Origin of the sequence: Bacteroides sp., assembly GCF_030151085.1 — a bacterium.
Lineage (GTDB): Bacteria > Bacteroidota > Bacteroidia > Bacteroidales > Bacteroidaceae > Bacteroides.
In genome coordinates, this window is the sequence record NZ_JASLER010000084.1 from 46505 (window position 1) to 60721 (window position 14217).

At 46.5% G+C, this 14217-nt stretch carries 5 protein-coding genes; 2 read left to right on the forward strand and 3 right to left on the reverse strand.

Annotated elements, in window-relative coordinates:
• Nucleotides 1–77: 77 nt before the first annotated feature.
• Nucleotides 78–2612, reverse strand: coding sequence for a glycoside hydrolase family 9 protein (locus Q1W14_RS17440; protein WP_300703678.1), 2535 nt, complete (start codon nucleotides 2610–2612; stop codon nucleotides 78–80).
• A gap of 116 nt (nucleotides 2613–2728) precedes the next feature.
• Nucleotides 2729–6691: a hybrid sensor histidine kinase/response regulator transcription factor gene (locus tag Q1W14_RS17445; RefSeq protein ID WP_300703681.1), complete on the reverse strand. Its 3963-nt coding sequence runs from the start codon at nucleotides 6689–6691 to the stop codon at nucleotides 2729–2731.
• A 232-nt stretch (nucleotides 6692–6923) separates the two neighbouring features.
• Here Q1W14_RS17445 and Q1W14_RS17450 point away from each other — a divergent pair, with 232 nt between their 5' ends.
• Together Q1W14_RS17450 and Q1W14_RS17455 are read left to right on the forward strand one after the other, a co-directional pair.
• On the forward strand, nucleotides 6924–8177 hold the full coding sequence (locus Q1W14_RS17450; protein ID WP_300703683.1) for an AGE family epimerase/isomerase: 1254 nt from the start codon (nucleotides 6924–6926) through the stop codon (nucleotides 8175–8177).
• Between the two features lie 24 nt (nucleotides 8178–8201).
• Nucleotides 8202–10073 (forward strand): hypothetical protein, encoded by a 1872-nt coding sequence (locus Q1W14_RS17455; RefSeq protein WP_300703685.1) that lies wholly within the window; start codon nucleotides 8202–8204, stop codon nucleotides 10071–10073.
• Nucleotides 10074–10149: 76 nt separating this feature from the next.
• Here Q1W14_RS17455 and Q1W14_RS17460 read toward each other — a convergent pair whose 3' ends face one another.
• A complete protein-coding gene (locus Q1W14_RS17460) occupies nucleotides 10150–14100 on the reverse strand; it encodes a two-component regulator propeller domain-containing protein (protein WP_300703687.1) in 3951 nt (1316 codons plus the stop codon).
• Between the last annotated feature and the right edge of the window lie 117 nt (nucleotides 14101–14217).

Sequence of the window (14217 nt, forward strand, 5' to 3'; positions counted from 1 at the left end):
AGACCTTGCCAAAGTGCAGGCAAAGTCTTGCCAACCCGTTGGCAATAACAGCAAGATACTTGTCTTGGAACTTAACTCTATTTGTTCAGAAGTTGTTGTGCTGCCAGTACCAGGAACATATAGTGCGACGAACCTCCTCCTAACACATACTCCGTTTGTTGCCACAAGAAGGGGAAGGTGAGCAGCTCAGGGAAATCAGGGCGGATAAGTGCCGTTCCGGAGATAACTCCACCCGGGATATACGACCAGTCCGCACGGTTCAGACCATAACCTACCGTAGCCGATTGTGCACCCACGCCCGAAGCGAAGGAAGCTTGATTGGAGCCCGGATGACATCCCAGAATAAAGTTGAGTGCACTGAATACAGGTGCGCTTGGGAATATCTCAGGATAGGCAGTAGTCAGGAAATAGTGCTCGAAGCCGAAACGTTGGATGTCCCAGCCGGCACCCCAGATGTGTGGACGGTAAGGAATACCGTAAGGCGTTTCCTCAACTTGCTTGTTCAACTCTTTTTCGTAATCGGCAAGTGCTTTGCGGAAGGCGGTAGAGAAGGCTTTCGCTTTCTTGTTCTTCATTTCCGCAAATTGTTTCTCTACGCGGGCGGTGTACCAGCCGGTACGTCCTATTTGCTGGATGATAGTCTCCTGATTTGCCAGCAAGAAATCCATATACGTTTGTTCTCCGGTAGTGAGATAAAGCTCTACGGCTGCCTGAATCTTAGGAGAAAGCGTTCTGTTATTATTTGTGGCAGTAGTGGCATAGATTTGGCGGGCGATGTTGAGGCAATGCACGCTTAATGTATCGTTGAAGCCTTTCAGCACGCGCGAAGTAGCGGCGAGTTGTGCCGCTGTGGCCAGTTCGCGTCCCGGATTATCTTCTGTAAATATCCAGCGGTCATCACTATTGCCTATCTTACCATCGGTCATGGCAGCAGCATCGCCTAAGAGCACGTACTGGCGCAGGTCATTGCAGATAATACCCCGATACAATCGGCCTAAAGCAAGATACCCGTTTACTACACTCAGTGCACCGTTCTCCACTTGTTGCAGTAAGTCATTCTTACCGTCGGGCTGATGAATTTCGGTGATACGGTTGATTTGGTCGATAGAAGTGGCGTCAATCTCCGGACGGAAAGCTTCGTAGGCCAATGCAAGGATATAAGATTCACCGGCTTGCGACTCTATACGCAGGTCGAAATCGCCCGCATCGTGCCAGCCGCCGATGTTGACTCCCGGAACTATTTCGCCCGGCTTAAATTTAGAAAGACCTTCTTTCTGGTCGTAACCGTCGATGTGGTTGTGTGCGGGGGCCATTTGTGCATCGTCCATGTGGCAGAAGTCATGCCATACACGGTACTTCTCATTCACACGCATGTGACACATTTGCACGGGCAGGAAGTATTCCAGTACAGGTTGCCAAACACCACGGGCATATACATCACTGTCTATACGGAAGATGGGTGAAATGGAAGCTCCGTACTTTATCTTATACAGTCCCGGCTCCTTCACGTCGGTGAAGTCCACTTTCAGATAGTTATATCTCAGGAACTTTCCCCAGTTGGCAGGGCTGACGGTTTTCACGATGTTCTCTTTATCCGCATCGATACGGATTACTTGTGCCGTTTCCTGGCGATTATCACGAATATCCATCTCGATAACCGCTTCTTTGTTTTGTGCCGGATGATACCCTATCTGTGAGGTTTGGATGATAGGTTGGTACATCCAGTCGGCTACCACATTCGGAGAGATAATCCACTTCACTGCACCTTTGGTGACGCCGGGCTTGATGTTGCTGCGCAATACGAACCAACCGTTGTTGTGGTTCATGCGTCCGTCAAAGAGTTGCAGGTCGCCGTTCAGAGATTCGATAGTTACTTTATTGTAGGGGTCATCGGGACGAGAAGTGAACTTCGTTCCTACGGCGTAGGGTTCACTGATCACGTCGTCCGCTACAATGGGACTGTATCCTTTGCCAACCAGTTTGTCATAATCGGCCAGCGGACTCTTTCCATTGTGATAATTACCTGTATGTAGATGATTGCTTTGTGTTGTCAATAAGGGGGAATTGGGTTGTTGCGGATAGATGCCGCTCTTGTTATCCATCAGCCAAGGCTTGCCGAAGAGTGATCCGGGGAAGAATTCGAAGTTGAACCCCACCTTCCCGATAAACTCTTGGGGAATAGGACGGTCTAGGTCTACGGTTACTTCTATGTTTCTGCCTTTGGCTTCTACTTTTACGGTATACTTCAGGTTGAGGTCGGGATAAACCATCGGATTGAAGCCAGTAAGATGGCGCGAAGAATCGGGATAACACAGGGTAGCGGTGATACTGTTGTCGCCTAGTTTGCGATCCAGTTGCTTGGGCACGGGCTGCCACTGTCCCGGGGTAGCTTCCAGACGGATATCACCGTTGGTTGCTATGCGGTGTCCGTTCATAATGATACAGACTCCACCCTGATGTCCTTCGGGGTAGATGTCGTCGAAAGCCATCACATCCACTCCTTGGTTCTTGAAGTAGCCGGAGGGCGTTAGCTTGAAGTCTTGTGCATGCAAAGCGCCGCAAGAGAACAGCCAGGCGAAAGCCGATGCAAGTACGAAATGTTTCTTTCTCATAGTATATCTTATTAGAGTTACTGATTTCTCTGCTAATGTACGCACTTCATGAGATACAGAGGGTGGTTGTTTGTAGACAATAGCGTGATGAAATGTGTTTAGTATCAGTATTTCAACTAATTTGTACTCTTTTGGCTGCGGATAAACTCGGAAGGGCTTACTCCGAATTCTTCCTTAAAGTGCTTGGTGAAGATTTTGGGCGAGTTATACCCCAGCATGTAGGCTATCTCCGCTATCTGCATCTGACTTTCGGCAAGTAGTTGCTGCGCCCTTTTCATACGAATCACTTTAATGAACTCTAGGGAGGTTTTCCCTGTAATCTTCACCATCTTCTTATAAAGATAACCACGTGAGATGTTCAGTTGTCCCGCCAGCTCTTCTACCGAGAACTCGGCATTCGTGAGGTTGTCTTCCACAATACGGATAGCCTTCTCTACAAACTGCTGGTCGAGGGGCGTGATGGTGATGCGGCTAGGCTCTATCTTTATCTCATCGTTGAAGAGTTCGTGCTTCTTCAGGTTGTTTTCTATCAACTTGCTGATACGCAACTTCAAGACTTCCATGTTGAAAGGCTTGGTGATGTAGTCGTCGGCACCCATGTTCAGCCCTTCCAGTTGATATTCCTCGCTGGCTTTGGCGGTCAGGAGAATGATAGGGATGTGTGAAATGCGGATGTCGTTTTTGATAGCCGTACAGAGTTCCAAGCCGTTCATCTTAGGCATCATCACGTCGCTGATGATGATATCTACGTTCTCGGTATTCAATACCTCCAGAGCTTCCAGCCCGTTCATGGCCTTCAATACATTGTAGTTGGTGGAAAGGCAGGCGCTCAGGAAGTCGAGGAAGTCGTAGTTATCGTCAACCAGTAGGATGGTATAGTTCTGCTCGTTCCTGCTGCCGGGCTGTTCCGGTGGACGGGCGTCCTCAACGGCTTTTTGCCCCTGTATCTGAGGTTGTACGGTGGCATGCATCGGCAGGCTGATAGTGAAGATGCTTCCGTGGGGTACGTTGCCGGAAACCTGAATGTTTCCTTTGTGCATCTTCACGTATTCGGCTACGAGGTATAAGCCGATGCCGCTTCCTCCCAGTGTGTTCTCTTGTTGTTCCGCCTGATAGAAGCATTGGAATATTTTCTTCTGCTGGGTGTCGTCTATGCCGCACCCGGTATCGCTGAACTGCATGACGAGGTTGCTGCCTTCTATATGGATGGTAATCTCGATGCTTCCCTTGTTCTCGGTGAATTTGAATGCATTGGAGAGGATATTCATGACTATCTTCCTCACTTTGTCATAGTCGAAATCCATCTGTATATTAGCCTGCGGACTTACTATCCGATAGTCTATCTCCCGCTTGCGTGCCACACTGTCGAAGGCTTGGAACTGGTCTTTTACGAGGCTCACTATATCTCCGTGGATGTAGTGCATAGTCTCCCCGCTAGCATCCAGTTTGCGGAAGTCCAGCAACTGGTTGATAAGTTCCAGCAGATATCTGGCATTGTTCTGGGCAGTATATAATAAGGTGTTCTTATATTGGGGATACTTGCTCAGGAACTCTTCCAAGGGATTGATGATGAGTGATAGCGGTGTCCGCAGTTCATGGCTGATGTTGGCAAAGAACTGCATCTTCATATCGGTAACTTTCTGCTGGCGTTCGCTCTCCACTTCGGCTGCTTTTTGTAGGGCTGTCTTTCTGCGGCGTGAGCGGTAGTACACGATGGTTCTCCATCCGGAGCATACCACAATGAGGAAGTAAGCAAGATAAGCCCATCCGGTTTTGTACCAGGGAGGCAGAATTCGGATTGTGATAGTCTTGATGTTGGGCGACCACATATACTCGGAGTTGCAGGCTTTCACTTGAAGTTCGTAAGTGCCGGTAGGGAGCATGGAGAAATCAATCTGATTGTTGGCGGTATAGTTCCAGTCCGATTGTTGTCCCTTTATGCGATAGGCGTAACGTACTTTGCCCGGCTCTATAAAGTCGAGTGTGGAGAACTGAAGCTGGAAGAAAGGTAATCCCTCTTTCAGAATGACTTCGGTAGCGCATTCGGGAGATTTGCCGTTCAGCATCTCGGATAAGGGATAGTACCCGGGTTCTATTCCCGTCATATAGACTTGTGCGTTGTAGGCGTTGTGCACTATTTCCTGGGGAGTAATGGTAGTATATCCGTTGGAGGTTCCCACGAGGATATTTCCGTTCTTCAATTTATAGAGGGCACGGTCATTGACGTTGTTGGATAAGATGCCGTCGTTCACGTCATAGTTGCAGACCGAAGGCGACTTCTGAGTCAGGTTGATACGTGTTAAGCCATTGCAGGTGCCTATCCACATCTGGTGGTTATTGTCCTCACAAATGGCAGTTACCATATTGGCGGGCAATCCGTTGCTATGGTCGAAGTGGTGGATGCTGTCGTTGTTCAGGTTCCAATAGGATAAACCCTGAGTACCTCCCAGCCAGAGGATGTTGCGATGGTCTTTATAGAGGGTGTATAAGGTCTGCTTCTTTAATTCCTGTGTTTTAGGTTGGTTGTGGTGGATAAACGTGCACTGATTGTTCTTGATATTGGCAAGCATCAGTCCGATTGAGGTAGCTACATACAGGTTGTCTTCATCGGCAAATATCATGTCCCTGATATTTATCCTGCCTTGCATGTTCAGAAGGGTTTGGAACTGTTGCGTCTTTGCATCCAGCTTTTGTATGCAACCATCCAGAGTGCCTATCCAGATGTTACCTTCTTTATCGGGTTGTATGCCGTAAACGTCATTGCCTAATAATCCGCTATTCTCGTAGGTATATTGCGTTATCTTTCCGTGGTCGTAGCATATCAGCCCGTTCTGGAATGTTCCCAACCAAAGTCTGTTCTTGTTGTCCTTCTTGATGTTGACAATGACATTGGCAGGCGTTGGAATCCGTTCGGGAAGCGGGGCGTCCAGGGATTGGCGCATCAGTCCTCCGCCATCCGTGCCATACCAGATAGAGAGGGAATCTTCGCAAAACGAGATCATATCGCTGTATTGCCATAACCTTTGGTTGATGAATACCTGCGATTGGGGAACGTAATACGATATGCCTTGCTTGAAGTTGCCGATCCACACAATGCCTTCCTGGTCGATATGGATGGCACTCAGGTTGTTGCTGGCTATGGTATGGGACTTCAGAGGGTCGTGCGATAAATTAGTCAGTGTTCGTGACTGCGGCTGGTAGACGAATCCTCCGAGATGGCTGGTGATAAGCCAGATATTGCCGTTCTTATCTTCCTCAATGGTGCGTATACGGTTGAATTGTTCGGTATGGATGGGCAGTTTTATCTCTTCCCAATCTGCCTGCCGGTTCTTCTTGTAGAGGAGCAGACTGTTCTGGAAGGTGTAAATCCACATACCGCCGTTGCGGTCGATATATATCCGTGGCAGGTGTTTCTCCAGGTATTTCTTGTATTGGGCAGGGATGGGAATCTCATGGGTGAGAGACGAATTGATATTGGTGTAGAACAACTTCCCACTTTCGTAGATGGAGTAGATATATTCGTCGGTGACAAACAACTTGGTAATATAAGTATCTACCAAAGGATACATCTTCGTCATCTTCTGCTGATGGTCGTAGAGGTATATCTTGCTATTATCGTATGCCCAGAAGTACTTCTTCTTAGGGTCCATTCCGGCGTGGGGGATGGTGTCGCAAGTGATGTTGATCTGTTGAAGCACCTCCTCGCTGTTTTGATTGAACTTCCCCGTCTGATAGTCGTAGATGGCAATGCCTTCGTTGGTAGATACCCATATATTGCCTTTCCAGTCTTCGAAGATATCTGTGATATTGTTATCGGGCAAGTTATCAATGCCTTGATAATACTGCTGGAAGGAATAAGAGTCATAGCGGTTGAGGCCCGATGCGGTTCCTATCCAAAGGAAACCCCGGCTGTCACGGCACAAGGCAAAGATACTGTTGTTTGAAAGCCCTTCGGTAGTGGACAATTGCCTGAACATGATAATGCTTTGCTCCGTAGGGTTAGCCTGGGCATAACGGGGAAACAGTATGCTAAGTAGTAGCACCAGGCGGTATAGATAGGAAGTAACGGATGAGTTCATGGCATTATTAGCTTAAGCGTGGCGCAAACCTACTTAAAATTTGCAAGATTTGAAAGTTATGAAGGACTAATAACGCTTCCATAACCCTTGTATTCGGGGTTAGTATTCAAATAATCCCGTATTTGGCTACAATTGCTACCTTTGAAATACCTTGGCGCACGTAGATAAGACCCGGAAAAACCTTACTTTTGCGATATGACACATTCGTTAACCACTTAAATTCGTCTTATATATGAAATACCGCTTTTTTATCCTTCTATGGGTGACGCTGCAATTGCTTGCTTTCCCGGTCGCTAAAGCACAATCCGTTTCAACCCGGGCACTGCACAATGAAATCACCGCAGACTTGAAAGACAATATCCTTGCTTTCTGGCAGAAGCATAGCATAGACCCTGCCGGAGGTTTCTACGGCTCCTTGCAACGTGACGGCACTCCCGTTGCCGACGCTCCCAAAGGAGGTGTGCTCAATGCTCGCATCCTGTGGACCTTTTCTACCGCTTACCGCATGTACGGAGATACCATCTACCGTAACTTGGCGGATAGAGCACAACGCTACTTTATAGACCATTTCATCGACCCGCAATACGGCGGAATCTATTGGCTGATAAATGCTGACGGTACCCCGCTCGACACAGACAAGCAGACCTACGGCTGTTCGTACGCCATCTACGGGCTATCCGAGCATTTCAGGGCAACCGGCAATGTAGAAAGTCTACAGAAAGCCATTGAGATTTATCATACCTTGGAGAGTAAGATAAAAGATCCGGTTAAAGATGGTTACATAGAATCCTTTACCCGCGAATGGGGCACCCCTGACAAGCTGGGCTACGACGGAGAAGGAGTTGCCACCAAAACCATGAATACCCATATACATGTGCTCGAAGCATATACGGCTCTATATAAAGTTTGGAGGGATGATGGTCTGCGCAAACGCCTTGCCAAGGTGATAGATATGGTAACCACTCCTCTCTACAATCCCCGCACTCATCATCTGATATTGTATTGTGATTCCGATTGGAACAACCTGGATGATATTGACTCATACGGGCATGACATCGAGACTTCCTGGTTATTGATGGAGGCTGCCGAAGCTCTGGATGATCCTCAAACACTGGAGAAATGCAAGAAGATATGTTTGGAGTTGGTAGACGCCTCGCTTCGCGAAGGTATCAACCCAATGGGTGCTATGATGTACGAAAGGCACAAAGATAAAATCCGCAAAGACGCCTCTTGGTGGTGTCAGGCGGAAACTGTAGTGGGATGTATCAACGCCTGGCAACTGACGGGGCAACCGTCTTACCTCGATGCCGCCTCCCGCACGTGGGAGTTTATTAAATCGAGAATGATAGACAAAGAATACGGCGAGTGGTTCCGTACCGTAGAGGAAGATGGAACTCCCCGTTACAAAGAGGCTAAAGCAAGTATGTGGAACTGTCCTTATCACAATAGTCGCATGGGTTTTGAGATAGAGACTAGATTGAAATAACACCTTATATTAAACATGAATCGTATGAAGAACTTTCGAATTTTCCAGTTGTGGGCGGCTGCACTCTTGTGTGGTGCTCTGTCCTTGCCACTTTCGGCGCAGACCGAAGTAATGGCGTGGAGTAATATAACCGGTGTCCGGGTGGATGGTGAACTGATAGACTTTGAGTCTTCCCTCTGTGTAGGTACCTTGAAAGGAGACATGGAAGCCTCAGGAAAAGAAAGACAAGTCCGTCCCCGCTATCACAGGGAAGGAGAGTTGCAGGAAGTGATAACCACCCTTCGCGGCGTGCAGTTCCAACAACAGGTCACCGACAAGGCACGGGGACTGGTGGATATTTCCATCAAAGCCTCATCGGACACTACCCTGAACCAATCAGCCTATTATTGCATCACGCTTGCGGCGGAGAACTATGCCCAAGCTAAGATAAATGCAGGTAGCCGGAAACTATCCATAACCTCTGCCAAACGCAAGCTTGAATTCAAGTTCGATAAATCCGTAAAGACCTTTGTAGAGAAGGGGAAGGAGAGTACTGCTATCTATATCCAATTATTGCCTGCATTGAAGAAGTCATCTGATGCCACCTTGAATATAGAGCTTCGTGCATCCGGAACCATCGACCATAGTGATGTGAATATTGTGCTCGATAGGCAGAACCCGGGTAATCTGTTTACCGGCTTCGGTGGGAACTTCCGTCTTCAGAATCCTACCGGTGATCCTAAAGTGATAGATTATTGCCTTGAAAATCTGCGGGTAGCTTACGGACGTATTGAGTTTCCCTGGAGATTGTGGCAGCCCGAAGAAAATACAGATCCAATTGCCGCTGCCCAAAACGGTGGTTTGAACGAGCGTGTAGAGCAAAGCCTTCTGATGGCGAAACGACTGAAAGCGATCGGCATGCCCGTTATCTTAAGTTGTTGGTTTCCTCCTACATGGGCTATCGAAGGTGACCCTGCCGATTATAAATATCGTGGAGGTGTGATTGCCTACCGTCTTAATCCGGAGAAGAAAGAGAAGATATATAAGTCCATGGCCGATTATATACAGTATGCCAAACAACGTTACGGCATCGAATTCTCCATGTTCTCGTTCAATGAGTCCGATTTGGGTATTGATGTATATTATACTCCCCAACAACATGCGGAGTTTATCAAAGAGTTTGGCGGCTATCTTGCCAAACGGAATCTGCCTACCCGCATGCTACTGGGAGATAACTCCGATGCCACTACCTTCGACTTTATCCTTCCGGCTTTGGGAGATGAAGAAACGTTTATGTACATTGGTGCAGTTTCCTTCCACTCCTGGCGAGGTTGCGATGATGCTACCTTGAAGAAGTGGGCAGGTGCCGCCCGGCAACTGAATGTACCTCTCATCATCGGTGAAGGTAGTACGGATGCTGCCGCCCACAACTATGCCGAGATCTTTAATGAATCTACCTTTGCGCTTTACGAGATTAACCTTTATACTCGCATTTGTGCTATCTGCCAGCCGTTGTCCATCTTGCAATGGCAGTTGACATCCGACTATTCCTTGTTGTGGGGGGATGGTCTTTACGGTTCTAAAGGTGCTTTGCGTCCTACACAACGCTTCTGGAATATCAAGCAGTTGGCGTCTACTCCTGCCGACGCTTTGGCTATTCCGGTCAGTAGCGATAAGAAGAATGTAAATTGTGCGGCATTTGGCAATATAACCCGTGGAGAATATGCAGTTCACATGGTGAATAATGGTGCCGATTGCCATGCCGTTATTTCAGGACTCCCGGCAGAGGTGCGCGAGGTTAAGGTCTATGTTACCAATACCAAAGACTGCATGACGGAAACGACTGTGAAGGTTGAGAATGGACAGGCTCGGGTCTATTTGCCTGCTATTAGCTTTATATCTGTGTTCTCTAAATAAAAAACTCACCCTCTTTCCTTGCTTTCGGCAGGGGAAGAGGGTGTAGAAAATGGCAATACCCTTTTAGATATATAAATTACTCCTCCTCCACAGCAGCATTGCCCCCTGCATTCCCTGTTTGCTTCCGTATAAACTCCGAAGGACTTAGGTTGAACTCTTCCTTGAAGTGTTTGGAGAAGACTTTCGGCGAATTATATCCCAGCATATAAGCAATCTCGGCAACTTGCATCTGACTCTCTGCCAGTAGTTGTTGGGCACGCTTCATACGAATGGTTCTGATAAACTCGATAGGCTTCTTTCCGGTAATCTTCACCATCTTTTTATAGAAATAGCTGCGGGATATATTCAGGCTGGCGGCAAGCTCTTCTACGGAGAACTCAGTCTCACTGAGGTTCTCTTCTACAATATGAATGGCTTTCTCAACCAATTGTTGGTCGAGGGGAGTGATGGTTATCCGGCTGGGCTCGATTCTTATCTCCTGATTGAATAACTCCTGCCGTTTCACATTCATATCGATAATCTTGTTGATGCGGAGTTTAAGAACTTCCATGTTGAAGGGCTTGGTGATATAATCGTCCGCACCGACACTGAGACCTTCGAGTTGATGTTCTTCACTTGCTTTGGCGGTCAGCAGGATGATGGGAATGTGGGAGTAACGAATATCGTTCTTGATTGTAGAACAGAGTTCCAATCCATCCATTTCGGGCATCATAATATCGCTGACTATCAAGTCCACATCTTCTTTCTCGAGAACGGACAAGGCTTGCTTTCCATTCATGGCTTTCAGCACATGATATTTCTTGGAAAGACTTTCCGAAAGGAATTTGATGAAATCGTAGTTATCATCTACCAGTAGAATGGTGAATGGATGAGGCTCTTCTTCAACTGTTTGCTTTTCCGTCAATTCTACTTTTTGTTCTTTGTCGCTGTGCTGATGTAACGGCAGAGTGAGTATGAATATAGACCCACTTGGCTGATTATCCTCAATGTGTATACTGCCTTGATGCATCTTCACATACTCTGATACAATATGCAGTCCGATACCGCTACCTCCACTACTCGATTGGTTCTTGTCGGACTGGTAGAAGCGCAGGAATACTTTTTCCTTCGATTCATCATCTATGCCACAGCCTGTATCTGTAAAAACAAGCTTCAAGTGAGAGCCTTCCAACTCTATGCTCAAAGAAATACTTCCCTTGTTTGGAGTAAACTTGAATGCGTTCGAAAGAATATTCGTCATTATCTTGCGTATCTTGTCGTAGTCGAAATCCATAAAGATGGAGTGCTGAGGACTTTTCAAAGTATAGTTGATATTCCTTTTCTGTGCGATGGGATCGAAAGAGTGGAATATCTCACTCAAGATGATGAGGATATTATCGTGCTTGCATTTCAACGTTTCCGCCTTGGCGTCCAGCCTTCTGAAGTCCAGTAATTGGTTGATGAGCTCCAGTAAGTAATCTGCGTTCTGCTTCACCATGTCCAATATGCCTTTGCGGTGTTCGGGATAATTCTCAAAGAACTCTTCAAGAGGATTGATGATGAGCGATAAAGGCGTTCTCAATTCATGGCTGATATTGGCGAAGAATTGTAGTTTCATGTTGCTGACCTTTTGTTGCCTTTCATTTTCGATTTCGATGGCTTGCAGGATTTGTTTCTCTTTGTGCCGCATGCGTAGGTAGCGGACAATGAGTAGAATCAGGCACAGAAAGATGCAGCTGTAGAGGATGTAAGCCCAGGAAGTGCGCCACCAAGGTGGAAGGATATTAATCTTCAGAGTCTTGATATTGGGGCTCCATACACCCTGCGAATTGCATACCTTAACTAATAAAGTATAACTTCCGACGGGTAGCATGGATAGGTTGATCCTGTTGTTTTCCGCATAGATCCAGTTGGAGTGGCTTTGGTCTATCCGGTAGGCATACTTTATCTTGTCAGGTTCAATAAGGTCGAGAGCGGAGAAAGATAACGTGAAGGAGTTACTTTCTTCGGTAAGGGTCAGGCTCTGCGTACATTCGGGAGAGTTGCCTCCAAGTACATCTTTAAGAACTTTCTCTGATTTGAGTTCTATTCCAGTCAGATAGATTTGAGCTTTGTAGCCGGTAGTCAGTATATCCTGGGGAATGATGGTTTGGTATCCTTTTGTGGTACCTATCAGGATATTGCCGTTATCCAGCTTAAGAATGGCATGTACGTTTGCATCATTGCATATTAACCCGTCGCTTACGGAGTAGTTTACGATGGAGTATGCTCCATTATTCAGGTTGATGCGTGAAATGCCATTGCCGGTGCAAACCCACATTTGCTGGTTGTTATCTTCGGTTATTGCCCGGACAAGGTTGGCGGCAAGTCCATCGTTCTGGTCAATGAAGTGGATGGAGTCGGTTTTCTGATCCCAGATGCTCAGGCCATGCGGGTGTCCTATCCAGATAAGGTCGCGGCTATCTTTGTAAACGGTCAGCATGGTGTTTTCCTTGAAGCGGCTTGTTTCCGAATAGATGTTATATGCTTGGTTTTCCGTATCTACCACGATAAGTCCTCCACTGGTGGCGATGTAGAGATGGTGGTCGTTGTCATAGTACATATCACGGACAAAGAACTCCTCGGGGCGGTATAAGATGGTATCGAACTGCCCGGTTTCGGGGTTTAGCCGTTGTATGTATCCTCTCATGGTTCCTATCCAGACAAATCCGTTCTTATCTACTTCTATGGTATAGACATTATCTTCCAGAAGTTGGCTGTTGGCGGTGGTATATTGCTTGATTTGCCCTTTGGAGTAACAGATTAACCCTTTCTGATAAGTACCGATCCATATCCGGTTCTTTGAATCGGTAGATAGATCGACAACGACATTGGCAGGAGTGGGTATTTTCTCGTATATATCTGTTAGCAATGATTGGCGTATCAGTCCTGTTCCGTCGGTACCATAATAGATAAATTCGTGCCCGGCGTCTTTACAGAAGGTAAGAACATCATCATACTCCAATGATTTGTTACCTAAAACAATTTGCGACATGGGACTATAGTAGGATATACCATGCTTGAAGTTCCCCAACCATACAATACCGTCTTTATCCTGATAGATGGTACTCAGGTTATTACTGGCAATGGTATGTGGTTTCAGCGGGTTATGCACAAGGTTGGTGAGTGATTTACTGAGTGTATTGTAAATGAAGAGACCTTTGTGGCTAGTCAGAATCCATACGTTACTATCACCCATATCAAGAATACGTTGTACCCGGTTATACTGAATACCCTGGTCATTCAGGCTAATGCTTTCCCATGTTTGAGTGGAGTTGTTCTTATGTAGCAGCAGACTGTTTTGGCTGGTATAAACCCATATACTTTCGTTTTGGTCTACATATACATACGGTTCGTGGTTGTCCAGTAGAGGTTTGTAGAGTATCGGGATGGTGATTTCCCTATTTTCGGAAGTCTGTTTATTGATACTGTATAGGGTACCGTTGGTATACATTATATAAATGTATTGTGCTCCTACTATCAGGTTGGATATATTTTTTATTTGCAGGGGGAAAGCTTTGATGGAATTATTGTCCGCACTACGAATATAGAGTTTAGTCTGGTCGTAAGCCCATAGCTCATTTTTAGGAGTCATGCCAACCCTGAGTACATTCTTACTAGGGATTTTCATTTCCTCCAGTACTAGCTTATAGTCATTGTTGAATTGTCCGGTCTTGTAGTCGTAGATACTGTAACCATTCGACATTCTGATCCATATATTGCCGTTTGGATCTTCAAATACGGCACTGATGGCATCATCCGGTAGTTCGGAGTTGTTACGGTAATATTGGCAGAAAGAATAGCCGTCGTATTTGTTGAGCCCGGATTCTGTGCCTATCCAAAGAAAGCCTCTGCTATCACGAAAGATACTTCGGATACTATTGTTGGACAGTCCTTCGGTAGTGGAGAGTTGCTTGAACATGACCGAAGGGGGAGTCTCCATTGAATTCCCAAAGGAAACAAAGAAGAAAGACAGAACGAACAGTAAGAATAGAAATACTCGTTTCATAGCATTTGTGAGTTAAATGAAGCTTACTTTTTTTCGATTTGCTGGAAGTTAACATCCAGCGTGTTGCATGTATATATCCAGCGCGCTGCATGTATATGTCCAGCACGCTGCATATAT

Bases quoted from the DNA above. Each gene is read 5' to 3' on its own strand.
- Q1W14_RS17440 (WP_300703678.1), bottom strand. From the start codon at position 2,612: ATGAGAAAGAAACATTTCGTACTTGCATCGGCTTTCGCCTGGCTGTTC.
- Q1W14_RS17445 (WP_300703681.1), bottom strand. From the start codon at position 6,691: ATGAACTCATCCGTTACTTCCTATCTATACCGCCTGGTGCTACTACTT.
- Q1W14_RS17450 (WP_300703683.1), top strand. From the start codon at position 6,924: ATGAAATACCGCTTTTTTATCCTTCTATGGGTGACGCTGCAATTGCTT.
- Q1W14_RS17455 (WP_300703685.1), top strand. From the start codon at position 8,202: ATGAAGAACTTTCGAATTTTCCAGTTGTGGGCGGCTGCACTCTTGTGT.
- Q1W14_RS17460 (WP_300703687.1), bottom strand. From the start codon at position 14,100: ATGAAACGAGTATTTCTATTCTTACTGTTCGTTCTGTCTTTCTTCTTT.